Source organism: Halomonas sp. DN3, from assembly GCF_024137905.1.
Classification (GTDB): domain Bacteria; phylum Pseudomonadota; class Gammaproteobacteria; order Pseudomonadales; family Halomonadaceae; genus Halomonas; species Halomonas litopenaei.
The window spans coordinates 3,911,651-3,936,137 of the sequence record NZ_CP099965.1 but is presented as its reverse complement, the minus strand read 5'-3'; the positions used below and the strand labels follow the sequence as shown (position 1 = coordinate 3,936,137).

The window sequence follows — 24,487 nt, the reverse complement described above, 5'->3', positions numbered from 1 at the left end:
GCTTAAAATCAAAAGAAAAACCGATAATAATATCGCGATTATGCTGTGACTACAACCCTTTCACCTGAGGCGCGCCCATGAACAGAGGTCTTCACCAGCCCGGCGAGTTCCGTGACAACTGCGGGTTTGGCCTGATCGCCCACATGGAAGGGCAGGCTAGCCATGAACTGCTCAGTACTGCCATCGAATCCCTGACCTGCATGACCCACCGTGGCGGTATTGCTGCCGACGGCAAGACCGGTGACGGCTGTGGCCTGCTGTTGAAGATGCCCGACGGCTTCATGCGCCACGCCGCCAAGGAAAGCCTGGGTATCGAACTGGGCGACAGCTATGCCGTGGGCGTGATCTTCCTGCCCGACGACGACCAGCGTGAGGAGCGCGCCCGCCAGGTGCTCGAGGCGAGCCTGACAGAGCGTGGTGTCAAGGTGCTCGGCTGGCGCGAGGTGCCGGTGGACCCCAGCGTGTGCGGCCCGATGGCGCTGGAGTGCCTGCCGCGTATCCGTCAACTGTTCGTCGAGCCCGGTGACGCCGAGGAAGCCTTTGACGTCTCGCTGTTCATGGCCCGCCGACTGGCCGAGCAGGCGCTGATCGACGAGCCGGACTTCTACGTCAGCTCGCTGTCCAGCGACGTCGTCTCCTACAAGGGACTGGTAATGCCGGTGGATCTGCCGGCCTTCTATCAGGACCTGGGTGACGAGCGCCTGGAAACCGCCATCTGCGTGTTCCACCAGCGTTTCTCCACCAACACCGCGCCGCGCTGGCCGCTGGCTCAGCCGTTCCGCCTGCTGGCCCACAACGGCGAGATCAACACCATCGAGGCCAACCGTGGCTGGGCCAACTCGCGCAAGGAGAACTTCGTCTCCGAGCGGCTGCCCGACATCGCCAGCCTCGACCAGATCGTCAATACCACCGGTTCCGACTCCTCGAGCATGGACAACATGCTCGAGGTGCTGCTGACCGGCGGCATGGAGCTGCATCGGGCGGTGCGCATGATGGTGCCGCCGGCCTGGCAGAACGTAGAGATCATGGACGGCGATCTGCGTGCCTTCTATGAGTACAACTCCATGCACGTGGAGCCCTGGGATGGTCCCGCCGGTGTGGTCATGACCGATGGCCGTCAGGCCCTGTGCATGCTCGACCGCAACGGCCTGCGCCCGGCGCGCTGGGTGATCACCCGCAACGGCTTCATCACCCTGGCCTCCGAGATCGGTACCTACGACTACAAGCCCGAGGATGTGGTGGCCAAGGGTCGTGTCGGCCCCGGTCAGGTCCTCGCCGTGGACACCGAGACCGGCGAAGTGCTGCACACCAGCGACATCGACGAGCGGCTGAAGTCGGCCTATCCCTACAAGCGCTGGCTCAAGCAGGAAGCTCAGTTCCTGGAGTCCGCGCTGACCGAGCTCGCCGCCTTCAAGAACATGGACTCCGACACCCTTCAGGTGCAGCAGAAGATGTTCCAGGTCAGCTTCGAGGAGCGTGACCAGGTGCTGCGTCCGCTGGGCGAAAGCGGCCAGGAAGCGGTGGGCTCCATGGGTGACGACACCCCCATGGCGGTGCTCTCCGGCAAGCACCGGATGCTGTCGGACTACTTCCGTCAGAAGTTCGCCCAGGTCACCAACCCGGCCATCGATCCGCTGCGCGAAGCCATCGTGATGTCGCTGGAGACCTGCATCGGTGCCGAGCGCAACGTGTTCAAGGCGACCCCGGAGCACGCCCACCGCATCGTGCTGACGACCCCGATCCTGTCGCCGCGCAAGTTTACCGCTCTGGTCGGCCAGGACGACCCGGCCTTTGCCAGCCAGCGTCTGTCGCTGGGCTATGACCCGGAGCAGACAGGGCTCAAGGCGGCGCTGCTCGAGCTGTGTCGCGAGGCCGAGGCGGCGGTTCACGAGAACAAGGTGATCCTGGTGCTGTCCGACGCCGACCTGCCCCAGGGGCAGGTGCCGATCCATCCGGCGCTGGCGGTGGGCGCGATCCACAACGAACTCGGTCGCAAGGCCCTGCGCCCGCGGGTCAACCTGATCGTCGAGACCGGCTACGCCCGTGACGCCCACCAGATGGCGGTGCTGTTCGGGGTGGGCGCCACCGCGGTCTATCCGTGGCTGGCCTATCAGGTGATGGCCGACATGCACCGCACTGGCGAGCTGTCCGGCAATCCGGCGGACGCCCGCGAGAACTACCGCAAGGGCCTGCAGAAGGGGCTGTTCAAGATCCTGTCCAAGATGGGCATCTCGACCCTGGCCTCCTACCGTGGTTCGCAGCTGTTCGAGGCGGTGGGTCTGTCCTCCGAGGTGATGGATCTTTGCTTCACCGGCATGGCCTCGCGCATCGAGGGCACCGGCTTCAACGAGATCCAGCTGACTCAGGTGGCGCTGGCCAAGGACGCCTGGAAGCCGCGCAAGGGCATCTCCCAGGGCGGCCTGATGAAGTACGTCCATGGTCACGAGTACCACGCCTACAACCCCGATGTGGTCAAGGCGTTGCAGGAGGCGGTGCAGGAGGGCGACTACGCCAAGTGGAAGAAGTTTGCGCAGCTGGTCAATGATCGCGCGCCCGCCACCATCCGTGACCTGCTGAAGCTGAAGCCCGCCGCCGAGGCGTTGCCGCTCGAGGAAGTCGAACCGGTCGAGGACCTGCTGCCACGCTTCGATAGCGCCGGCATGTCGCTGGGTGCGCTGTCGCCGGAGGCCCACGAGGCCCTGGCCCAGGCCATGAACGAGGCCGGTGGGCGCTCCAACTCCGGTGAGGGTGGTGAGGATCCGTCGCGTTACGGCACCATCAGAAGCTCCAAGATCAAGCAGATCGCCTCCGGGCGCTTCGGTGTCACCCCGGCCTATCTGGTCAACGCCGAGGTGCTGCAGATCAAGGTGGCCCAGGGCGCCAAGCCCGGCGAGGGCGGCCAGCTTCCCGGTGGCAAGGTCAACGAGTTGATCGCCCGGCTGCGTTATTCGGTGCCGGGGGTGACCCTGATCTCGCCGCCGCCGCACCACGACATCTACTCCATCGAGGATCTGGCCCAGCTGATCTTTGACCTCAAGCAGGTCAATCCCGACGCCCAGGTGTCGGTCAAGCTGGTCTCCGAGCCCGGCATCGGCACCATCGCCACCGGCGTGGCCAAGGCCTACGCTGACCTGATCACGGTGTCCGGCTACGACGGCGGCACCGCGGCGAGCCCGCTGACCTCGATCAAGCACGCCGGTTCACCCTGGGAGCTGGGTCTACCGGAGGTGCATCAGGCGCTGCGCATCAACGGCCTGCGCGACAAGATCCGGCTGCAGACCGACGGCGGCCTGAAGACCGGCCTGGACGTGATCAAGGCGGCGATTCTTGGCGCCGAGAGCTTCGGCTTCGGTACCGCACCGATGGTGGCGCTGGGCTGCAAGTACCTGCGCATCTGCCACCTCAACAACTGCGCCACCGGTGTCGCCACCCAGATGCAGTACCTGCGCGACGAGCACTTCCGTGGCACCGTCGACATGGTCAAGCACTACTTCCGCTTCATCGCCGAGGAAGTGCGCGAACTGATGGCGCTGGTGGGTGTGCGCAAGCTCACCGACCTGATCGGGCGCACCGACCTGCTCGAGGTGTTCGAGGGGCTGACGCCTTCGCAGCACAAGCTTGACCTGACGCCGTTGCTGGCCAACGACCATGTGCCGGCAGATGCCCCGCAGTACTGCCAGGTCAGCCGTAACGTGCCGCATGACCCGGGCGCCAAGAACCTCGAGGTGCTGGAGGCGCTCAAGGACGCCATCGAGTCCAAGGGCGGGGCCGACGTGTCCTTCACCATCACCAACTGTGATCGTTCGGTGGGTGCGCTGACTTCCGGCGCCATCGCCAAGCGTTACGGCGAGGCGGGTCTTGACGACGCGTCGGTGACCGCGCGCTTCACCGGTGTCGCCGGTCAGAGCTTTGGGGTGTGGAACGCCCGCGGACTCAATCTGTACCTGGAAGGTGACGCCAACGACTATGTCGGCAAGGGCATGAACGGTGGCAAGATCGTCATCACCCCGCCGAAGAATAGTCAGTTCGAGAGCCACAAGACGGCGATCATCGGCAACACCTGCCTGTACGGCGCCACCGGCGGCAAGCTGTTTGCCGCGGGTACCGCCGGCGAGCGCTTCGGCGTGCGCAACTCCGGCGCCCACGCGGTCATCGAAGGCTCGGGCGATCACTGCTGCGAGTACATGACCGGCGGCATCGTCTGCGTGCTCGGCGAGACCGGCGTCAACTTCGGTGCGGGCATGACCGGCGGCTTCGCCTACGTGCTCGACGAGGATCGCTGCTTCGTCGACCGTTACAACCACGAACTGGTGGAGATCCATCGGGTCAACACCGAGGCCATGGAGGCCTATCGGAGACACCTCAGGGAAACCATCGAGGAGTATGTGGCCGAGACCGGGTCATTGCGCGGTCAGGCGATCCTCGAGGACTTCAGCGACTTCATCCGCCACTTCTGGCTGGTGAAGCCCAAGGCGGCGAGCCTGAATGGCCTCTTGGCCCAGTCCACGCGTCAGCCCGAATAACCCGACGGCGTCCCGAACAAGGCAGGAGAACATCATGGCAAACCGTTTGAACAACGACTTTCAGTTCATCGACGTCGGTCGTCAGGATCCGCAGAAGAAGGCGGCGCGCACCCGCGCCCGCCAGTTCGCCGAGATCTACGAGCCGTTCAAGCCCATGGAGGCGGCCAGCCAGGCGCATCGCTGCCTGCACTGCGGTAATCCGTACTGCGAGTGGAAGTGTCCGGTCCACAACTACATTCCCAACTGGCTGCAGCTGGTCAGCGAGGGCAACATCCTTGAGGCGGCGGAGATGTCGCATCGCACCAACTCGCTGCCCGAAGTGTGTGGCCGGGTGTGCCCCCAGGACCGCCTGTGCGAGGGTGACTGCACCCTCAATGACGGTTTCGGCGCGGTGACCATCGGTTCGGTGGAGAAGTACATCACCGACACCGCCTTCGCCATGGGCTGGCGCCCGGACATGAGTCAGGTGACCTGGACCGACAGGAAGGTCGCGATCATCGGCGCGGGCCCCGCTGGCCTCGGCTGCGCCGACATCCTGGTGCGCAACGGCGTCAAGCCGGTGGTCTTCGACAAGTACGCCGAGATCGGCGGCCTTCTGACCTTCGGCATTCCTGAGTTCAAGCTCGAGAAGACGGTGATGGAACGTCGTCGTGCGGTGTTCGAGGAGATGGGCGTGGAGTTCCGCCTCAACGTCGAGGTGGGCAAGGACGTCGCCTTCGAGGACCTGTTGGCGAAGTACGACGCAGTGTTCCTCGGCATGGGCACCTATACCTATATGGAAGGTGGCTTCCCCGGCGAGGACCTGCCCGGGGTGCACAAGGCGCTCGACTACCTGATCGCCAACGTCAACCACCGCCTGGGCTTCGAGAAGAACCCCGAGGACTTCGTCTCGCTGGAAGGTCAGCGTGTAGTGGTGCTGGGTGGTGGCGATACCGCCATGGACTGCAACCGTACCGCCATTCGCCAGGGCGCCCGTGAGGTGACCTGCGCCTACCGCCGTGACGAAGAGAACATGCCGGGCTCCCGGCGCGAGGTGGCCAACGCCCGTGAGGAGGGCGTGGACTTCCTGTTCAACCGTCAGCCGGTGGCGGTGGTCGGTGAAGAGCGGGTCGAAGGCGTCAAGGTGGTGCGTACCCGCCTGGGCGAAGCCGACGAGAACGGCCGTCGCCGTCCCGAGGTGGTACCGGGCTCCGAGGAGATCATCCCCGCCGACGCCGTGGTCATCGCCTTCGGCTTCCAGCCGAGCCCGGCGCCCTGGTTCGAGTCGGTGGGCATCGAGGTCGATGAGCGTGGCCGGGTCAAGGCGCCTGAGCATGGCAGCTTCGCCTTCCAGACCACCAACGAGAAGATCTTTGCCGGTGGCGACATGGTGCGCGGCTCCGATCTGGTGGTGACCGCGGTCTACGAAGGTCGCCAGGCCGGCGAGGGCATCCTCGACTACCTCGACATCTGAGGCTCTGCCGAGCCCCGTCCCCCGCGTGAGAACCATGGCGGAGGGGCGGGGCGGTTTCTCCAGGATGACTTCCTGTTGTGCAAATTGAGCCGTTAGTCGATATCTGCTAGTCTGTCGTCCCATCCTGGCGCGGCTTCCTGCCGGGCCTACCGATCACGTTTCGACAGGTTCTCCATGACACGATATATCTTCGTGACCGGCGGCGTTGTGTCCTCTCTTGGCAAGGGCATTGCGTCGGCCTCGCTGGCGGCGATTCTCGAGGCTCGCGGCCTCAAGGTCACCATGCTCAAGCTCGACCCGTACATCAACGTGGATCCGGGCACCATGAGTCCCTTCCAGCACGGCGAGGTGTTCGTCACCGAGGATGGCGCCGAGACCGACCTGGACCTGGGCCACTATGAGCGCTTCATCCGCACCAAGATGACCCAGTCCAACAACTTCACCACTGGCCGGGTCTACGAGCACGTGCTGCGCAAGGAGCGTCGTGGCGACTACCTGGGCGGCACGGTACAGGTCATCCCGCACATCACCGACGAGATCAAGCGTCGTGTCTACGAAGGTGGCGAGGGCTTCGACGTGGCACTGGTGGAGATCGGTGGCACCGTGGGTGACATCGAGTCGCTGCCGTTCCTCGAGTCCATCCGTCAGATTCGCAGCGAGAAGGGCGCCAGCAACGCCATCTTCATGCACCTGACGCTGGTGCCCTACATCCAGACCGCCGGCGAGACCAAGACCAAGCCGACTCAGCACTCGGTCAAGGAGCTGCGCTCCATCGGTATCCAGCCGGATATCCTGATCTGCCGCAGCGAGGTCGAGCTGGAAGAGACCGAGCGTCGCAAGATCGCGCTGTTCACCAACGTGGAAGAACGCGCGGTGGTACCGCTGCAGGACGCCGATACCATCTATCGGATTCCGCTGATGCTGCACGAGCATGGGCTCGATGACATCGTCTGCGACAAGCTGCGCCTCGAGGCCGACGAGGCCGACCTCAGCGAGTGGGTCAAGGTGCTCGACGCCAAGCTCAACCCGCTCAAGTCGGTGAACATCGCCATGGTCGGCAAGTACATGGAGCTGCTGGACGCCTACAAGTCTCTGAACGAGGCGCTGATCCACGCCGGCATCCAGACCCGCGTGAAGGTCAACGTCGACTACATCGACTCCGAGGACATCGAGCGTCACGGCACCGACCGGCTGGCCGGCAAGGACGCCATCCTGGTGCCCGGCGGCTTCGGTGAGCGCGGTGTGGAAGGCAAGATTGCCACCGCGCGTTTCGCCCGCGAGAACGACATTCCCTACCTGGGCATCTGCCTGGGCATGCAGGTGGCGGTGATCGAGTACGCGCGCCATGTGGCCGGCTGGAACGATGCCGACTCCACCGAGTTCACCCACGACACCCAGCACCCGGTGGTGGGCCTGATCACCGAATGGCTCAACCCCGAGGGCAAGATCGAGGTGCGTGACGAGGCCTCCGATCTGGGCGGTACCATGCGTCTGGGTGGCCAGGAGTGCCGTCTGGCCAAGGGGTCCAAGGCCCGCGAGGCCTACGGTGACGACATCATCGTCGAGCGTCATCGTCATCGCTTCGAGGTCAACAACCAGTTCATCGAGGACCTGGAAAAGGCAGGCCTGGTGGTCTCCGGACGCAGCGTCGACAACTCCCTGGTGGAAATGGTCGAGCTGCCGGACCACCCTTGGTACGTGGCCTGTCAGTTCCACCCGGAGTTCACCTCGACGCCGCGTGATGGCCACCCGCTGTTCACCGGCTTCGTCAACGCGGCCCTGGGTCACAAGGCCAAGCGCACCCGCGCCCAGTCCGCGCATCAGGAGTGATCGCCATGTCAGACGCCCAGCGTACCATCGAATTTGCCGGCCTGAGGGCCGGCAATTCATTGCCTCTGGTGCTGTTTGCAGGGATGAACGTGCTCGAATCTCGTGAGCTGGCCCTCGAGGTCGCCGAGGCTTACGTCGAGGTGACCGGCAAGCTCGACATCCCCTATGTGTTCAAGGCCAGCTTCGACAAGGCCAACCGCAGCTCGGTGCATTCTTACCGGGGCCCTGGCCTGGACAAGGGGCTCGCGATCCTCGATGAGGTCAAGTCGCGCTTCGGGGTGCCGGTGATCACCGATGTCCACGAACCGCACCAGGCGGCACCGGCGGCCGAGGTGGCCGATGTCATCCAGCTGCCGGCGTTTCTGGCTCGCCAGACCGACCTGGTGGTGGCGATGGCCGAGACCGGTGCGGTGGTCAACATCAAGAAACCGCAGTTCCTGGCCCCCCACGAGATGCGCCACATCATCACCAAGTTCCAGGAAGCCGGCAACGAGCGGCTGCTGCTGTGCGAGCGCGGCTCGAGCTTCGGCTACAACAACTTGGTGGTGGACATGCTCGGCTTCGGCGAGATGAAGGACACCGGCTTCCCGCTGCTGTTCGACGTGACCCACTCGCTGCAGCGCCCGGGCGGGCGCAGTGACAGCGCCGATGGCCGCCGCGCCCAGGTGCTGGACCTGGCCAGGGCCGGGGTGGCGGTAGGCATCGCCGGGTTGTTCCTGGAAGCTCACCCCGATCCCGATTCAGCAAAATGCGACGGCCCCTGTGCACTCCCGCTTGATAAGCTCGAGCCTTTCCTGTCGCAGATCAAGGCGCTGGATGACGTAGTAAAAAAACTACCGTCGATCGAGATACGCTGACGCTACCTCCGTTGGATCGTGTGTTCTGGCCCTGGGGCCTATGGTGTCACCCGGGCGGATCGACAACGCTGACACGAGTTTTTCACCCACAAGGATCCTCAAGATGACCAAGATCGTCGATATTCGTGCCCTCGAGGTGCTGGACTCTCGCGGCAACCCCACCGTGCAGGCGGAAGTCCGCCTGGAAAGTGGCGCGATCGGTGTCGCCTGCGCACCGAGCGGCGCCTCCACCGGCTCTCGCGAGGCGCTGGAGCTGCGTGATGGTGACAAGAGCCGCTACCTCGGCAAGGGCGTGCTGAAGGCGGTGGACGCGGCCAACGGCAAGATCCGTGAGCGTCTGCTGGGTATGGACGCACGCGATCAGCGCGGGCTGGATGATGCCATGCTCGAGCTCGACGGCACCGACAACAAGGAAAACCTGGGCGCCAATGCCATCCTGGCGGTCTCCCTGGCCGCGGCCAAGGCCGCCGCCAACGCCAAGGGCATGCCGCTCTACGCGCACATCGCCGAGCTCTACGGCCAGCCGGGCAAGTACCTGATGCCGGTGCCGATGATGAACATCCTCAACGGGGGCGAGCACGCCGACAACAACGTCGACATCCAGGAGTTCATGGTCCAGCCGGTCGGCGCACCGAGCTTCCGCGAAGGGCTGCGCGTCGGCGCCGAGATCTTCCATGCGCTGAAGAAGGTGCTGTCGGCGCGTGGTCTGGCCACCGCCGTCGGTGACGAGGGCGGCTTCGCCCCCAACCTGGCCTCCAACGCCGAGGCGCTGGCGGTCATCAAGCAGGCCGTCGAAGACGCCGGCTACGCGCTCGGCAAGGACGTCACCCTGGCGCTGGACTGCGCCGCCAGCGAGTTCTACAAGGACGGGCAGTACCTGCTGGCCGGCGAGGACAAGAGCTTCGACGCCGAGGGTTTCGGTGACTACCTGGTGGGTCTCAGCGACGAGTACCCGATCGTGTCCATCGAGGATGGTCTGGACGAGTCCGACTGGGACGGCTGGAAGTCGCTGACCGCCAAGCTCGGCGATCGCGTGCAGCTGGTGGGTGACGACCTGTTCGTGACCAACACCCGCATTCTCAAGCGCGGCATCGACGAGTCCATCGGCAACTCCATCCTGATCAAGTTCAATCAGATCGGCTCCCTGTCCGAGACCCTCGATGCCATTCGCATGGCTCAGGACGCCGGCTTCACTGCGGTCATCTCCCACCGCAGCGGTGAGACCGAGGACACCACCATCGCCGACCTGGCCGTGGGCACCTGTGCCGGTCAGATCAAGACCGGCTCTCTGTGCCGCAGCGATCGTGTGGCCAAGTACAACCGTCTGCTGGTCATCGAGCAGGATCTGGGTGAGCGTGCGAGCTATCCGGGTCGCTCCGCCATCAAGGGGCAGGCGTAGGCCCTTGGCAAGGCACCGATGGTGCTAGTGTCGACGCGTCTTGTAAGAGATTGACTACAGTTCTTGTAAGACATTGACTATTTTGACGCCGAAAAGGCTCGCAACCGTGTTGCGGGCCTTTTTTATCGCCTTGATTTTTTGAGACTTTTTTCACCAGGCCCTCTCGGTCTGCGTCATGGGTGAGAAAAGTAGGGTGCTTGTGATGACCCCAGAAACTGACAGAATGGCCACACGAATCGAGAGGTCAGGCTTCGCGGCGGCAAGCCGCCCGTCTGTCCCACGGAAACTTCATTGTTTCGGCATCGTTTCCGCAAGGAGGTGGAGTCGACGTCGGCAGTGAAGGGGCATGGATGTCCTCGGTGGTTGACACCCGGATGGGCCGGACTTGCCACTCTACGGTTCAGGTAGGTGTTTTCGGGATGCGTTCAGGAGTCAAGAGCGCGCCTGGTGCGACAGGAAGTCGCTTCTGGGCACGGAGGGCGCTCAGGGAGTAGGGCGGAGGGAGCCGCCCAAGGAAACGCTTGGAGCGGGCGGCCTACGGGCCGCCTTTTTTTATGCCTGCCTGTCGGGCACCTGCTTCGAAAGGCCATTGCGCCACGTCCTTCCTGCGCCGATGTCGGGCAGAAGTCCGGGCCGGTCGATGCTTGTCCGGGGGCGAGTGGGCCGGAACCCTTCTTCAAGATTTGCTTTACACAAACGCGACAGCCGCCCGGATAAGGCGGCTGTCGCGTTTGTTCAGGTGCTGCCTGGCGCGGTGCTCAGCGCTCGAGCTTTTCCAGCTTGCCCGGCTTGCCGTCCCACTGCTCGGCGTCTTCCGGCGGATCCTTCTTCTCGGTGATGTTGGGCCACACCTCCGCCAGCTCGGTATTGATCTCCAGGAACTGTTCCTGGCCCTCGGGCAGTTCATCCTCCGAGTAGATCGCCTCGGCCGGGCATTCCGGCTCGCACAGGGCGCAGTCGATGCATTCGTCGGGGTGAATCACCAGGAAATTGGGGCCTTCGTAGAAGCAGTCCACCGGGCAGACCTCGACACAGTCGGTGTACTTGCACTTGATGCAGTTTTCGGTGACGACGAATGTCATGCCAGTCTCCCTTCCTCGGGCCAGCGCCTTGCCGGCCTCTCTGTACAGTGGTGGCTTTCGCCCGGGTCGTTGGTGACGTGCGTGCGGCGTGGCGCCCATGCAGGCCATGCAACCTTCGCGTCCGGCGCGATATGCCGGCGCCTCTTAAGCCTATATGTTATATAAAAATGGCTTTTTTATAATCTACGGTCCTTGGGTGCCACATTCTAGTCCTCGCGCCGCCATCGGGCAAGAGTATGGCCCACAGGGGCGTCATAGTGCCGACTTCCAGCGGTAGAGCAGTTCCAGCGCCTGGCGTGGACTGAGGTCGTCGACCGCCAGGCCGCCGAGCTCTTCCACCAGCGGGTGGGGGGTGCTGGCGAACAGGTCTGCCTGCTGTGGGGCGGCCTGATGGTGCCGGTTGCCACTGTCAGGATCGGCGCTCTTGCGGCCGTGATCGATCTCCTGCTGCTCCAGCGCGGCGAGCTTGGTCCGTGCCTCGGCGATGACGGTCTGGGGCACACCGGCCAACTGGGCCACCTGCAGGCCATAGCTCTGGCTCGCGGGGCCGTCCTCGACCCGGTGCATGAAGACGATGCCATCATTGTGTTCGGCGGCGGTCAGGTGGACGTTGGTCACCGCCGGCGCCTCTGTGGCCAGCGCCGTCATCTCGAAGTAGTGGGTGGCGAACAGGGTAAAGGCGCGGGTACGGGTCAGGTGTTCGGCGCTGGCCCAGGCCAGTGACAGGCCGTCGAAGGTGCTGGTGCCCCGGCCGATCTCGTCCATCAGCACCAGGCTGTGGTCGGTGGCGTTGTGCAGGATATTGGCGGTTTCGGTCATCTCCACCATGAAGGTGGAGCGCCCGCCGGCCAGGTCATCGCTGGAGCCGATGCGGGTGAAGATGCGATCCACCGGGCCGATGGTGGCGCTGTCGGCGGGCACAAAGCTGCCGCTGTGGGCGAGCAGGGTGATCAGGGCGGCCTGGCGCATGTAGGTCGACTTGCCGCCCATGTTGGGGCCGGTGATCACCAGCATGCGGCGATCGTCGTCCATGCGCAGGTCGTTGGGCACGAAGGGGCCGTCGCTGACCTGTTCGACCACCGGATGGCGACCACCGCGGATATCGAAGCCGGGGGTCTCTGACAGCGTCGGGCGGACGAAGTCCAGCGCCCGGGCACGCTCCGCCAGGGTGCACAGTACGTCGAGTGCGGCCAGCGCCCTGGCCGTCGCCTGGAGCCTGGCAAGTTCGGCGTTGAGACTGTCGAGCAGGCCGTCGTACAGCAGTTTTTCCCTGGCCAGGGCGCGGGACTTGGCCGACAGCGCCTTGTCCTCGAATTCCTTGAGCTCCGGGATGATGAAGCGTTCGGCGTTCTTCAGCGTCTGGCGGCGAATATAGTCGGCTGGGGCCTCCTTGGCCTGGGCACGGGGGATCTCGATGTAGTAGCCGTGAACCCTGTTGTAGCCGACCTTGAGCCCGGCAAGCCCGGTGCGCGAGCGTTCGCGGGTCTCGAGCTTCACCAGGTAGGCGCCGGCGTGTTCGGCCAGACCCCGGTGCTCGTCGAGCTCGTCGTCGAAGCCTTCGGCGATGACGCCGCCGTCGCGGATCACCACGGGGGGATTGTCGACCAGGGCTCGGGTCAGCAGTTCGGCCAGCTCCGGGAAGGGGCGAATGTGCTGACGCAGGCTGTCGAGCGTGGTGCCGTCGGCGTAGCCGGCAAGGCTCGCCTCGAGTGCCGGCAGGGCGTTGAGGGCGTCGCGGAGCCGTGCCAGGTCCCGCGGGCGGGCACTGTTGAGGGCCACCCGGGCCAGAATGCGTTCGACGTCACCGATCGCCTTGAGGTCGTCGCGCAGCGGCTCATGGCCGTCATGGTCGAGCAGCAGGCTGATAGCCGCCTGGCGTCCCATGACCTGCTCGCGATCACGCAGCGGTCGATTGAGCCAGCGCTTGAGCAGGCGTGAGCCCATGGCGGTGGTGGTGGTGTCGAGCACGCTGGCCAGGGTGTTGTCGCCGCCCCCGCCAAGGTTGGTGTCGATCTCCAGGTTGCGCCGGCTGGCAGCGTCGATGACCACGGTGTCGTCGCGACTCTCGACGCCGATGGCGGTGACATGGGGCAGGGCGCTGCGCTGGGTGTCTCTGGCGTAGTCCACCAGTACCCCGGCGGCGATGATCGCCGCGTGCAGGTGGGCGCAGCCGAACCCCTTGAGGTCCTGCACGCCGAACTGGTCACACAGCACCCGATGGGCGCTCTCGTGGTCGAACAGCCAGTCGCTCTGACGCCGCAGGCCCCGGCGTTCGCCAAGCGCCGGCGGCAGCTCGGTACTTTCCGGTACCAGCAGCTCCGCCGGGTCCAGGCGGGTCAATTCCGACAGCATCTCTGCCTCGCTTTCCACCTCGAGCACGCTGAAGCGGCCGCTGGAGACCTCGAGCCAGGCCAGCCCGATGCGCTCGCCCTGGGGCGCGATCGCCACCAGCAGGTTATCGCGGCGGGCGTCGAGCAGGGCTTCGTCATGGAGGGTGCCGGGGGTGACGATACGCACCACCTTGCGCTCCACCGGTCCCTTGGAGGTGGCCGGGTCGCCGATCTGTTCACAGATCGCCACCGACTCGCCGGCGCTGACCAGGCGTGCCAGGTAGCCCTCGGCGCTGTGATAGGGAATGCCGGCCATGGGAATCGGCTTGCCGGCGGACTGCCCGCGCTGGGTCAGGGTAATGTCGAGGGCCGCGGCGGCGCGCTTGGCGTCCTCGTAGAACAGCTCGTAGAAGTCCCCCATGCGGTAGAACAGCAGCACCTCGGGGTGCTCGCGCTTGATCCGCAGGTACTGGGTCATCATCGGCGTATGGCTGGGGGCGCTGGGCTTGGCCATGTCGTTCATGGGATCTCGAAGCGATGTTGATGAGTCGTCGGCGGCGGGCCGGCATCGCGAGGGACGCTGGCGAAAGGCGTCAAGGATAGCATGGGCGCAGGGCGCGCCTGTACCGCTGTGCCGAGATCCGTCTCGGGCTTTCTTCCCGGGGGCCAGGCGTGTCAGCATGATGTATCCACGATGCAGCATTTGTGGGGCCAGAGGGTGTCCGTCTACCCTTGTGGGTGATCGGTCGACGCCTTTTCTGGTGAGTGCGGAGCGATTTTCAAGGAACTCTCTTCCCTTGCGGGACTCTCTCAAGGAGTCGTCCACAAGGAACTGTCTTTACGGACTATTCAAAGGAGCTGTCATATGGATGTTGTACGCATTATTCTCGCGATCCTGCTGCCCCCGCTGGGCGTCTTCCTGCAGGTGGGCTTTGGTCTGCACTTCTGGCTCAATATCCTGCTGACCCTGCTGGGCTATATTCCCGGTATCGTTCACGCCATCTGGATCATTGCCAAGCGCTGAACCTGCCTGGATGACGGGTATCACTGTCGCGGCGACCTCGGTCGCCGCGATGCGTTGGTGGGCGCTGTACCTGTCGGCTTGTTGTCGCGGTTGTCGTGGCAAGACGTTTCCGAGGCGACGACGAGCCTGTCATTGTTGTCGTGATGTCGTATCGTGACACCCTGTTTTCACCACAAGAGACGGGCCTGCGATGACAAATGCAAACGATCGTGTTCGTCGCCTGGCGATTCGGCTGGGTGAGTTGTGTGTCGAGCGTGGGGTCTCGGTGACCGCCGCCGAGTCCTGTACCGGTGGCGGCGTGGCCGCTGCCATTACCGATATCGCCGGCAGTTCACGCTACTTCGAGACCGGCTACGTGACCTACTCCAACGCCGCCAAGCAGCGGCTGCTGGGGGTGCCCATCGAGACCCTGGACGCCCATGGCGCCGTCAGTCAGCCGGTGGTGGAGGCGATGGTAGAGGGTGCTTGTCGCGACAGCGGTGCCCGACTTGGCGTCTCGGTCAGTGGCGTCGCCGGTCCGGATGGCGGCAGCGCTGAAAAGCCTGTCGGTACGGTGTGGTTTGCCTTCGCCGTCGACGGGCGGCTCGAGGCCGATCGGCAGCGCTTCGCCGGCGGTCGCGATGAGGTTCGCCAGGCCGCCGTGGTCCATGCGCTCGAAGGCCTGATCCGGCGGCTCGAGAGCCTGACCTGAGCCTAGCAGGCGGTGCCCTTGAGGTGGCCGCGGGCGTAGCGTCCAGCGCCGTGCGCCGGGCGTGGAGCGCAAGCGTTCCGGCCCCGCGGCTGTGGCGGTGCAGCGATCAACCCCTCATCCACTATTGATTTGCCCTATGCGCTCGATTCGTCACCTCGAAGGGCTGGTCGTCGTCCGCAAATTTCGTCATACTACTGTTCAGTCATACAGTAATTGCCAGGGTCCGGCGCAGGGCCCGATGGGGACTCGGGCAAGGCGCTCGACCCCGATCCATTGTCTACAGGAGCTCCGTAATGGCGCAGGATCAGAACCGCAGCAAGGCGCTGGACGCCGCCCTTTCCCAGATCGATCGCCAGTTCGGCAAGGGTACGGTGATGCGTCTGGGAGACGCTCCCAGGGTGGTGATGCCGTCGGTATCCACCGGCTCGTTGGGTCTCGATATCGCACTTGGCATCGGCGGTCTGCCCTATGGTCGAGTGGTGGAGATCTTTGGTCCGGAGTCCTCGGGCAAGACCACCCTGACACTGTCGGTGATCGCCCAGGCCCAGAAGGACGGCAAGACCTGCGCCTTTATCGACGCCGAGCATGCCCTCGATCCCAGCTACGCCGAAAAGCTCGGCGTCAATCTGGATGATCTGCTGGTGTCGCAGCCGGATACCGGTGAGCAGGCGCTGGAAATCTGCGACATGCTGGTGCGTTCCGGTGGCGTCGACGTGATCATCATCGACTCGGTGGCGGCGCTGACGCCCAGAGCCGAGATCGAAGGCGAGATGGGCGACTCCCACGTCGGCCTGCAGGCCCGACTGATGTCCCAGGCGCTGCGCAAGATCACCGGCAATATCAAGAACGCCAACTGCATGGTGGTGTTCATCAACCAGATCCGCATGAAGATCGGGGTGATGTTCGGTAGCCCCGAGACCACCACCGGCGGTAACGCCCTGAAGTTCTACTCGAGCGTGCGTCTGGATATCCGTCGTACCGGCTCGGTCAAGCAGGGCGACGAGGTCACCGGCAACGAGACCCGGGTCAAGGTGGTCAAGAACAAGGTGGCGCCGCCCTTCCGTCAGGCCGAATTCCAGATCCTCTACGGCAAGGGCATCTACCACGCCGGCGAGGTGGTGGACCTGGGTGTTCAGTGCAAGCTGGTGGACAAGGCCGGCGCCTGGTACAGCTATCAGGGCAACAAGATCGGCCAGGGCAAGGCCAACGCCGCCCAGTTCCTCGAGGACAACCCGGCCATCATGGAAGAGATCGAGTCCCAGATTCGTGCCCAGCTGCTGACCCAGCCGGAGCCGAAGAAGAGCGAGAAGGAAGCGGAAGCCGCGGCGCCCGCTGGCGACGACCTTGGCGACGATCTGCTGTAGCAGGTCGACTCGCGGCAGGCCGGCACGCCGGCCTGTGACGTCGCAACGTACGACTTTCCTCGGGCCCCTCGACAGGGGCCCGAGGCGTTTGTGAGGCGGGCTCGCGCCGTCGGTGCTCGCCGTCCCGTGCCAACAGGAGATGACATGCACAAGGCTGCCAGCCAGATGTCCCCACGTGAGCACGCCATCGATCTGCTCGCTCGACGCGAATACGGCCGTGAAGAGCTGCGAGGGCGATTGCTGGCCAAGGGTCACGTCCTCGAGGAGATTGACCAGGCCCTGGAAGCGCTTGCCGATCAAGGTCTGCAGAGCGACCGGCGCTTCGCCGAGAGCTTTCTGCGCGGTCGGTTGATGCGGGGGCAGGGGCCGGTGAAGATGCTGGCGGAACTGGGCCAGAGGGGCGTCGATCGAGCGCTGGCCAGGGAGGCGCTGGCAGAACTGGAGCGCGAGGAGTCCGTCGACTGGTATCGACTGGCGAGCGAAGCGCTGGAGCGGCGCTTCGGCCGAGAGCTGCCAGCGGATCCCAGGGAACGTGCTCGGCGTGAACGCTTTCTGGCCGGGCGCGGTTTCGACTTCGACCAGGTGCGCGAGGCGATACGGGCCCTCGGCGATCATTGAACCGCCGCCAGACGGGCCTTCTCGGAGGCGGTTTTGCACGACCCACTTTAGTCGCTTGACAACTACGCTATAATGTCCCCTTTTGCGACAGCCCCGGGTCGCGGTTTCATGCTCGGATGCTCCGGCGTGCCACGGCAGTGGGCCGGTTCGACGCGCTCTATCGCTCATCGCCACGGATATTTCATGAAAAGCGCAGATATCAGACAGGCCTTTCTGAGGTTCTTCGAAGAACAGGGTCATACCCGCGTGCCGTCCAGTTCGCTGGTGCCGGGCAACGATCCGACGCTGTTGTTCACCAACGCCGGCATGGTGCCGTTCAAGGACGTCTTTCTCGGGCGTGACCCCAGGGACTATGTGCGGGCTACCTCCTCCCAGCGCTGCGTGCGTGCCGGTGGCAAGCACAACGATCTGGACAACGTCGGTTACACCGCGCGTCACCACACCTTCTTCGAGATGCTGGGCAACTTCAGCTTCGGCGACTACTTCAAGCGCGACGCCATCGGCTTTGCCTGGACCTTCCTGACCGAGGTGCTGGGACTGCCCAAGGAGAAGCTGTGGGTCACCGTCCACGTCAGTGATGATGAGGCCGAACGCATCTGGAAAGACGAGATCGGTATCGATCCCGAGCGCTTCTCCAAGCTGGACGAAGACAACTTCTGGCAGATGGGCGACACCGGCCCCTGCGGACCCAGCTCCGAGATCTTCTACGATCATGGCGCCGAGGTGTGGGGCGGCCCTCCCGGCAGTCCGGAGGAAGACGGTGATCGCTACATCGAGATCTGGAACCTGGTGTTCATGCAGTTCGATCGCGACGCCAGCGGCGAGATGAAGCCGCTGCCCAAGCCGTCCATCGATACCGGCATGGGGCTGGAGCGCATCGCCGCGGTCATGCAGGGGGTCCACTCCAACTACGAGATCGACCTGTTCCAGAATCTGCTCAAGGCCGCCGCCGAGGCGACCGGTGCGAGCGACCTGGAGGCGCCGTCGCTGCGCGTGATCGCCGACCATATCCGTTCCTGTGCCTTCCTGATCGCGGACGGCGTACTGCCTTCCAACGAAGGGCGTGGTTACGTGCTCAGGCGGATCATTCGCCGGGCGATCCGCCATGGTCACAAGCTGGGCGCCCAGGGAGCCTTCTTCCACCGCCTGGTGGCGGCGCTGGACGCCGAGATGGGCGAGGCCTACCCGGAGTTGCGCCAGGCTCGCGCGCAGATCGAGCGCGTGTTGCTGAAGGAAGAAGAGCAGTTCGCTCGCACCCTGGATCATGGCATGGGCCTGCTGGAGCAGGCGCTGGCCGCGCTCGACGGTGACACCCTGCCGGGCGAGACGGTGTTCAAGCTCTATGACACCTACGGCTTTCCCTATGACCTCACCGCCGATGTCTGTCGAGAGCGTGGCGTCACCCTCGATGCCGAAGGCTTCGAGCGGGAGCTCGAGGCGCAACGCGAGCGGGCCCGCGCGGCCAGCCAGTTCGGCGCCGAATACAGCGCCACCATCGAGCTTGAGGGACAGACTGAGTTCACCGGCTACGACCGCCTCGAGGACAGTGCCAGGGTGGTCGCGCTCTATGACAGCGAAGGCAATGCGCTCGAGCGCCTGACGCCTGAGCATCCCGCCGTGGTGGTGCTGGACCGCACCCCCTTCTACGGCGAGTCCGGTGGCCAGGTCGGCGATACCGGCTACCTGAACGTCGAGGGCGGGCGGTTCCTGGTCAAGGACACCCAGAAGCAGGCAGGGCATCACCTGCATCAGGGGGTGTTGCTCGAGGGTGAGCTGGTGGTCGGCAGCGAGGTCACGCCCCAGGTGGACGAGAGCCTGCGTGCGGCGACAGTACGTAACCACTCGGCGACCCACCTGCTGCACAAGGCCCTGCGTCTGGTGCTGGGCGATCATGTCCAGCAGAAGGGCTCGCTGGTGACCCCCGAGCGCCTGCGTTTCGACTTCAGCCACTTCGAGGCCATGAGCGCCGAACAGCTCAAGGAAGTGGAGCGCCTGGTCAACCAGCAGGTGCTGGCCAATGCGCCGACCCGGATCGAGAGCATGACCCTCGATGAGGCCAAGGAAAAGGGCGCCGCTGCCCTGTTCGAGGCCAAGTACGCCGACAGCGTGCGGGTGCTGACCATCGGTGCCGACGATTTCTCCATCGAGCTGTGTGGTGGTACCCACGTGGCCCGCAGTGGCGACATCGGCTGCTGTCATATCGTCGCCGAGAGCGGCATCGCCTCAGGCGTGCGGCGGATCGAGGCGATCACCGGTGAGGGGGCGCTGGCCTACTTCGGTGAACAGGAGGCGCGCCTCGCGCGTGTGGCCGAACGTCTCAAGGCCAAGCCCGAGCAGCTCGAGGAGCGCGTCGACAGCCTGGTCGAGCGTAATCGCGGCCTGGAGAAGGAGCTCGAGCGGCTCAAGGCCAAGCTTGCCAGCGCCGCCGGCAGCGACATGCTGGCAAGTGCCACCGAGGTCCAGGGCGTCAAGGTACTGGCGACGCACCTGGACGGCGTGTCGGGCAAGGAGCTGCGCGGTGTGCTCGACCAGCTCAAGAACAAGCTCGGCTCCGGCATCATCGTGCTGGGGGTGGCCGACGAGGCCGCCGGCAAGGTCAGCCTGATCGCCGGGGTGACCGATGATCTGACCGCCAGGGTCAAGGCCGGGGAGCTTGTCAATCACGTCGCCGGGCAGGTCGGCGGCAAGGGCGGCGGTCGTGCCGACATGGCCCAGGCCGGTGGCAGCGACGTCAATGCACTGCCGGCGGCGCTGGAGAGCGTGCCGGCCTGGGTTGACGCCAAATTGTGAACCCTGCGGGGTCGGGGGCTCGAGAGGGTCCCCGGCCCTTTTTTCTGCCCTGACAAAACTTCGCAGAGACAACAGTTTCATTCATTGAATCCAACGAGCGAGGAAGACGGCATATGGCACTATACGTACAGAAGTTCGGTGGGACGTCGGTCGGCTCGGTGGAGCGCATCAAGGCCGTGGCCGAAAAGGTCAAGGGCTTCCGCGACCAGGGCCATCAGGTCGTGGTGGTGGTCTCCGCCATGAGCGGCGAGACCAACCGCCTGATCGGGATGGCCAACGAGATCAACGACGAGCCGACCCCGCGCGAGATGGACATGCTGGTGTCCACCGGCGAGCAGGTGACCATCTCCCTGCTGGCGATGGCGCTGCACAAGCTGGACGTGCCGGCAACGTCCTACACCGGTTCCCAGGTCGGCATCATGACCGACAGCGCCCACACCAAGGCGCGCATCCAGCGCATCGAGACCGATGAGATGCGCGAGGACCTGGACGCTGGCCAGGTGGTGGTGGTCGCCGGTTTCCAGGGGGTCGATGAGGAAGGCAATATCACCACCCTGGGGCGCGGCGGCTCGGACACCACCGGTGTGGCGCTGGCGGCTGCGCTCAAGGCCGACGAATGCCAGATCTACACCGATGTGGACGGCGTCTACACCACCGACCCGCGGGTCTGCTCCAAGGCCCAGCGCCTGGATTCGATCACCGTGGAGGAGATGCTGGAGCTCGCCAGCCTCGGCTCCAAGGTGTTGCAGATTCGCGCCGTCGAATTTGCCGGCAAGTACAATGTTCCGCTGCGCGTGCTGTCCAGTTTCGAGGACGGCCCCGGCACCCTGATCGTTGCAGACTCCGAACAAGACGAGGATTCCATGGAAGAACCGCTGATCTCAGGCATCGCCTTCACCGCCAACGAAGCCAAGCTGACCCTGCTCAACACGCCTGACGTGCCGGGCGTGGCCTCGCGCATCCTGGGCCCGATCGCCGACGCCAATATCGAGATCGACATGATCGTGCAGAACGTGGCGCCGGCCGGTGACTACACCGACTTCACCTTCACCGTGGCCAAGGGTGACTACAAGCAGACCATGCGCATCCTCGAGCAGCAGGTCATTCCCGATCTGGGCGGTGGCGAGTTGCGTGGCGACGATAATATCGCCAAGGTGTCTCTGGTAGGGGTGGGTATGCGCTCACACGCCGGTGTCGCCTCGAAGATGTTCCGCGTGCTGGCCGAGGAGAACATCAACATCCGCATGGTCTCGACCTCGGAGATCAAGATCTCCGTGGTGATCGACGAGAAGCAGATGGAACTGGCGGTACGTGCGCTGCACAAGGCATTTGGTCTCGACAAGGCCGATATCGAGAGCGAATAAGTTTCTCGGCGCGGCGCACACCTTCTACGCTTTAAGGAGTCCCCTTCCGCCAATGCGGAAAGGGGGCTTCCCTTAAACGGCACAATCAGGTGTCATGAGTCGCTCGTGCTCGCCACCAAGAAAGAGGGCACGTCGTCCGGAAGCGTGACGGCGTAGCGACTCACGTAACAAGTCTGAGAAGGAGATCAGTCATGCTCATCCTGACACGCCGCGTCGGCGAAACCCTGATGATCGGGGACGATATCACCGTCACCGTTCTGGGGGTGAAGGGAAATCAAGTGCGTATCGGCGTGAATGCGCCCAAGGACGTTGCTGTCCACCGTGAAGAGATCTACCAGCGCATCCAGCGCGAGAAGGCTGACGATGGCGCCGCCGATGACGAATGAAATCGGTGGCCGGTCGGAGAACTTTTTTTACCTTGGGCTGGACAAAGGCCTTACGTCTCGGTAGGATACGCACCGTGCCGATGAGGGAGAGGTGGCCGAGTGGCTGAAGGCGCTCCCCTGCTAAGGGAGTATGGGGTTTATAGCCTCATCGAGGGTTCGAATCCCTCCCTCTCCGCCATTTTACGATGCATGTCGTGAAGCGGCTTCATGGGTACCGATGATCAGGCATGTTGGATGCCTGGTGCATCAAGAGATTGATACGCGCCCGTAGCTCAGCTGGATAGAGTACCTGACTACGAATCAGGTGGTCGGAGGTTCGAATCCTCCCGGGCGCGCCATCTTCTCCCAGGTTGCATTCCGATAGTTTCCTGGAATACGACATCGCAATGAATTTCATTGCCTACGCGCCCGTAGCTCAGCTGGATAGAGTACCTGACTACGAATCAGGTGGTCGGAGGTTCGAATCCTCCCGGGCGCGCCAGATTCAGACCCGCTCTCTTCGGAGGGCGGGTTTTCTGTTTCCTGCCAAGTTTCGTGCTGACCGGCTGGCGATCACTGCCGGTTGCGATCGTTTAGGCGCCTGTCGAAGGATGGGCGCCTTTTTTTATGCTGTTTCCTGACTCCTTTCCTGACTCCTTTCCTGACAAGTTTCGTGCCGACCGGCTGATGGCGTCGATCAGTTGCGAACGTTGCCGTGTCGCGCGTCGGTCGTTGTCTCCCTTGGCCTGGTCTAGGCTGAAGCCTTGTGGCTTTCACACATAGGGGAAGCCTTGTGGCTTTCACGCGTAAGGAGGGTGGTGCATGGGCAGCAAGGTGGCGGCAGCGTATCAGGCGACCAGGGGCTCGATGCTCGAGGTGGATCGCGCCTTCTATGACGGCCTGACCGAACGGGCGGGGAGTCGGCGTCGGGTGGCCAGTCACCGGGTGCCGATTCGTGATGGGCTGGCCTGGGAGGTCAAGGCGGGGCAGGTCTTTCGCATCGCCATCGTCGATGGCGCTCAGGTCGGGGACTTCAATATGTGGCACCGCCATGACCCGCGCGAACGCATGTGGGCCTCACGCACCCGTCAATTGCAGCGGGCCCATGTCAGTACCTACGACAGGCTGTGGTCGACGCTGCCCTTCCTGCGTCCGATGGCCACCATCATCGACGATACCCTGGCCGGCTACGGTGAAGACGTCGAAGGCGGGCGTGTGCATGACCTGCTGGGAACCCGCTGCGACCCCTACGTCAATCGCCTGTTGACTGGCGAGGACTTCGACTTTCACTGCCATTCCAACCTGGTGCGGGCGGTCGCTCCCTGGGGACTGACCGAGTTCGACGTGCATGACGTGCTCAACGTCTTCCAGTGCACCGGGCTCAACGACGATGACCAGTACTTCATGAAGGCCTGCCCGGCACGGCCAGGGGACTATCTCGAGCTGTTCGCCGAGATCGACCTGTTGTGCGCACTGTCCTGCTGCCCGGGTGGCGACCTGTCGGTGGATCTATGGGGGCCTGACGCCAGGGATCCGCTGTCCACCTGTCACCCGCTGGCGGTGGAGGTGTTCGAGGTGGCGCCCGAGCGGCTGGCGCAGTGGCAGCCGCCCAAATCTCCGCCCTACGCCGGCGCCCACGGGCGGCGTGATCCCGATGTGGATTGGGCCGATCTCAAGGACAAGAGCTAGGCGCTGCTCCGATCGGATTCCTCTTCGGGAGGGGAGGTTGGCCTGCCTATCCCTATTGGGCGGCGGCGACTGCCTCGCCTCGGTGCTTGGGGGAGGCGAGATTCTGGCGCAGTGTGGCGTCTGGAGTCGTGACGGGGCCTGGTTCAGGGTGCTGGGCGCCGAGCCCCGCAAGGAATTCATCGAGGTCGGTGATGCGTCGCAGGGCCTGAAAGCGGGAGGCGGCCTCGCGATCGCGCGCCTTCATGTGGTTCATCCACTGCTTTAGTAGGGACACCACCACTTTTGCCGGGAGTGTGGTACGCTGCATTGCAGCATAGGACGTCAGGATGTCGGCACGCTCCGTCCAGGATGTGGCCGGCAGGCGCTCTCCGGTGCGCTGCCAGTGGCGGATGCGCAGGGCGAGTCTAGGGTCGGCAAGGGCGCCGCGGCCAAGCATGACGTCGCGACAGCCGGACAGGGTGCGTGCCTTCCAGTAGTCCTCGAGGCTCCAGATGTCGCCGTTGGCGACGACCGGGATGCGCAGGCGCTGGTTGATGCGTCCGATCCACTCCCAATGGGCCGGCGGGCGATAGCCCTCGTCCCGGGTGCGGGCATGCACCACCAGTTGGGTGGCGCCGGCGGCCTCGGCGGCCAGGGCGCAGTCCAGTGCCCGACGGCGATCGGAGAAGCCGAGGCGGATCTTGGCGGTGACCGGGATGCTGTCGCCCACGGCACGGTGGACGGCGTCCACGGCACGCTCCAGGCGTCGTGGGTCGCGCAACAATGAGGCGCCGCCGTCGTGGCGATTGACCAGTTTGGCCGGGCAGCCGAAGTTCAGGTCCAGGCTGATGGCGCCGAGGCGCAGCGCCTGCCGGGCATTGGCGGCCAGGGCATCGGGGTCGGAGCCGAGCAGCTGCAGGTGCACCGGGATGCGGTTGCGTGTGATGACGCCTTCGGTCGCCAGTTCCGGGCAGTGCTTGTAGAACACTCGAGGCGGCAGGCGCGCGTCCACGACCCGCACGAACTCGGTGACCGTCCAGTCGAAGCCGGCGTCACGGGTCAGCAGGTCGCGGGTGTGGGCGTCGATCACGCCCTCCATGGGCGCTAGCCCAATGCGACCTTCGTCTAA

General features: G+C 64.5%; 16 protein-coding genes and 3 tRNA genes. 16 read left to right on the top strand and 3 right to left on the bottom strand.

Features of this window, described 5'->3' with window-relative positions; translation table 11 throughout:
• Positions 1–77: 77 nt before the first annotated feature.
• The 5 genes from gltB to eno all read left to right on the top strand — a co-directional run bounded on the left by gltB (position 78) and on the right by eno (position 10,062).
• The gene (gltB, locus tag NKF27_RS16905; protein ID WP_253553532.1) at positions 78–4,523 is read left to right on the top strand and encodes a glutamate synthase large subunit; all 4,446 of its coding nucleotides are present in this window, start codon (positions 78–80) and stop codon (positions 4,521–4,523) included.
• Between the two features lie 34 nt (positions 4,524–4,557).
• A complete protein-coding gene (locus tag NKF27_RS16900) occupies positions 4,558–5,976 on the top strand; it encodes an FAD-dependent oxidoreductase (RefSeq protein WP_045991136.1) in 1,419 nt (472 codons plus the stop codon).
• Positions 5,977–6,150: 174 nt separating this feature from the next.
• Entirely contained in the window at positions 6,151–7,806 is a 1,656-nt protein-coding gene (locus NKF27_RS16895) for a CTP synthase (RefSeq protein WP_045991135.1), read from the top strand.
• Between the two features lie 5 nt (positions 7,807–7,811).
• On the top strand, positions 7,812–8,663 hold the full coding sequence (gene kdsA, locus NKF27_RS16890; RefSeq protein WP_108449773.1) for a 3-deoxy-8-phosphooctulonate synthase: 852 nt from the start codon (positions 7,812–7,814) through the stop codon (positions 8,661–8,663).
• A gap of 103 nt (positions 8,664–8,766) precedes the next feature.
• Positions 8,767–10,062 carry a phosphopyruvate hydratase gene (gene eno / locus NKF27_RS16885; RefSeq protein ID WP_253553529.1) on the top strand — a complete coding sequence of 432 codons (1,296 nt, stop codon included), beginning with the start codon at positions 8,767–8,769 and terminating at the stop codon, positions 10,060–10,062.
• A gap of 758 nt (positions 10,063–10,820) precedes the next feature.
• Here eno and fdxA read toward each other — a convergent pair.
• Together fdxA and mutS are read right to left on the bottom strand one after the other, a co-directional pair.
• On the bottom strand, positions 10,821–11,144 hold the full coding sequence (fdxA, locus tag NKF27_RS16880; RefSeq protein WP_045991132.1) for a ferredoxin FdxA: 324 nt from the start codon (positions 11,142–11,144) through the stop codon (positions 10,821–10,823).
• A 252-nt stretch (positions 11,145–11,396) separates the two neighbouring features.
• The gene (mutS, locus tag NKF27_RS16875) at positions 11,397–13,988 is read right to left on the bottom strand and encodes a DNA mismatch repair protein MutS (protein ID WP_253556498.1); all 2,592 of its coding nucleotides are present in this window, start codon (positions 13,986–13,988) and stop codon (positions 11,397–11,399) included.
• 351 nt (positions 13,989–14,339) lie between these two features.
• On the opposite strand from mutS, the gene NKF27_RS16870 reads away from it, so the two are divergent.
• From NKF27_RS16870 to NKF27_RS16820, 11 genes are all read left to right on the top strand, one after another.
• A complete protein-coding gene (locus NKF27_RS16870; protein WP_045991131.1) occupies positions 14,340–14,498 on the top strand; it encodes a YqaE/Pmp3 family membrane protein in 159 nt (52 codons plus the stop codon).
• A 190-nt stretch (positions 14,499–14,688) separates the two neighbouring features.
• Positions 14,689–15,189 (top strand): CinA family protein, encoded by a 501-nt coding sequence (locus NKF27_RS16865; protein WP_253553526.1) that lies wholly within the window; start codon positions 14,689–14,691, stop codon positions 15,187–15,189.
• Positions 15,190–15,482: 293 nt separating this feature from the next.
• Positions 15,483–16,553, top strand: a complete 1,071-nt coding sequence (gene recA, locus NKF27_RS16860) for a recombinase RecA (RefSeq protein ID WP_045991129.1) — start codon at positions 15,483–15,485, stop codon at positions 16,551–16,553.
• 144 nt (positions 16,554–16,697) lie between these two features.
• Positions 16,698–17,171 (top strand): regulatory protein RecX, encoded by a 474-nt coding sequence (locus NKF27_RS16855; RefSeq protein ID WP_253553523.1) that lies wholly within the window; start codon positions 16,698–16,700, stop codon positions 17,169–17,171.
• 183 nt (positions 17,172–17,354) lie between these two features.
• Complete coding sequence (gene alaS, locus NKF27_RS16850; RefSeq protein ID WP_253553520.1) at positions 17,355–19,961, top strand: alanine--tRNA ligase; 2,607 nt, start codon at positions 17,355–17,357, stop codon at positions 19,959–19,961.
• 113 nt (positions 19,962–20,074) lie between these two features.
• On the top strand, positions 20,075–21,325 hold the full coding sequence (locus NKF27_RS16845; protein WP_253553517.1) for an aspartate kinase: 1,251 nt from the start codon (positions 20,075–20,077) through the stop codon (positions 21,323–21,325).
• A 191-nt stretch (positions 21,326–21,516) separates the two neighbouring features.
• A complete protein-coding gene (gene csrA, locus NKF27_RS16840; RefSeq protein ID WP_045991125.1) occupies positions 21,517–21,711 on the top strand; it encodes a carbon storage regulator CsrA in 195 nt (64 codons plus the stop codon).
• A gap of 85 nt (positions 21,712–21,796) precedes the next feature.
• Positions 21,797–21,889, top strand: a tRNA-Ser gene (locus tag NKF27_RS16835).
• 83 nt (positions 21,890–21,972) lie between these two features.
• A tRNA-Arg gene (locus tag NKF27_RS16830) sits at positions 21,973–22,049 on the top strand.
• Positions 22,050–22,115: 66 nt separating this feature from the next.
• A tRNA-Arg gene (locus NKF27_RS16825) sits at positions 22,116–22,192 on the top strand.
• 320 nt (positions 22,193–22,512) lie between these two features.
• A complete protein-coding gene (locus NKF27_RS16820; RefSeq protein ID WP_253553503.1) occupies positions 22,513–23,379 on the top strand; it encodes an urea carboxylase-associated family protein in 867 nt (288 codons plus the stop codon).
• Between the two features lie 52 nt (positions 23,380–23,431).
• Here the strand turns inward: NKF27_RS16820 and NKF27_RS16815 are convergent, their stop codons facing one another.
• Positions 23,432–24,457 (bottom strand): tRNA-dihydrouridine synthase, encoded by a 1,026-nt coding sequence (locus NKF27_RS16815; protein ID WP_253553500.1) that lies wholly within the window; start codon positions 24,455–24,457, stop codon positions 23,432–23,434.
• Between the last annotated feature and the right edge of the window lie 30 nt (positions 24,458–24,487).

Bases quoted from the DNA above. Each gene is read 5' to 3' on its own strand.
- recA (WP_045991129.1), top strand. From the start codon at position 15,483: ATGGCGCAGGATCAGAACCGCAGCAAGGCGCTGGACGCCGCCCTTTCC.
- gltB (WP_253553532.1), top strand. From the start codon at position 78: ATGAACAGAGGTCTTCACCAGCCCGGCGAGTTCCGTGACAACTGCGGG.
- NKF27_RS16870 (WP_045991131.1), top strand. From the start codon at position 14,340: ATGGATGTTGTACGCATTATTCTCGCGATCCTGCTGCCCCCGCTGGGC.
- NKF27_RS16855 (WP_253553523.1), top strand. From the start codon at position 16,698: ATGCACAAGGCTGCCAGCCAGATGTCCCCACGTGAGCACGCCATCGAT.
- fdxA (WP_045991132.1), bottom strand. From the start codon at position 11,144: ATGACATTCGTCGTCACCGAAAACTGCATCAAGTGCAAGTACACCGAC.
- NKF27_RS16865 (WP_253553526.1), top strand. From the start codon at position 14,689: ATGACAAATGCAAACGATCGTGTTCGTCGCCTGGCGATTCGGCTGGGT.
- csrA (WP_045991125.1), top strand. From the start codon at position 21,517: ATGCTCATCCTGACACGCCGCGTCGGCGAAACCCTGATGATCGGGGAC.
- NKF27_RS16815 (WP_253553500.1), bottom strand. From the start codon at position 24,457: ATGGAGGGCGTGATCGACGCCCACACCCGCGACCTGCTGACCCGTGAC.
- NKF27_RS16820 (WP_253553503.1), top strand. From the start codon at position 22,513: ATGGGCAGCAAGGTGGCGGCAGCGTATCAGGCGACCAGGGGCTCGATG.
- NKF27_RS16845 (WP_253553517.1), top strand. From the start codon at position 20,075: ATGGCACTATACGTACAGAAGTTCGGTGGGACGTCGGTCGGCTCGGTG.
- alaS (WP_253553520.1), top strand. From the start codon at position 17,355: ATGAAAAGCGCAGATATCAGACAGGCCTTTCTGAGGTTCTTCGAAGAA.
- mutS (WP_253556498.1), bottom strand. From the start codon at position 13,988: ATGGCCAAGCCCAGCGCCCCCAGCCATACGCCGATGATGACCCAGTAC.
- NKF27_RS16900 (WP_045991136.1), top strand. From the start codon at position 4,558: ATGGCAAACCGTTTGAACAACGACTTTCAGTTCATCGACGTCGGTCGT.
- kdsA (WP_108449773.1), top strand. From the start codon at position 7,812: ATGTCAGACGCCCAGCGTACCATCGAATTTGCCGGCCTGAGGGCCGGC.
- NKF27_RS16895 (WP_045991135.1), top strand. From the start codon at position 6,151: ATGACACGATATATCTTCGTGACCGGCGGCGTTGTGTCCTCTCTTGGC.
- eno (WP_253553529.1), top strand. From the start codon at position 8,767: ATGACCAAGATCGTCGATATTCGTGCCCTCGAGGTGCTGGACTCTCGC.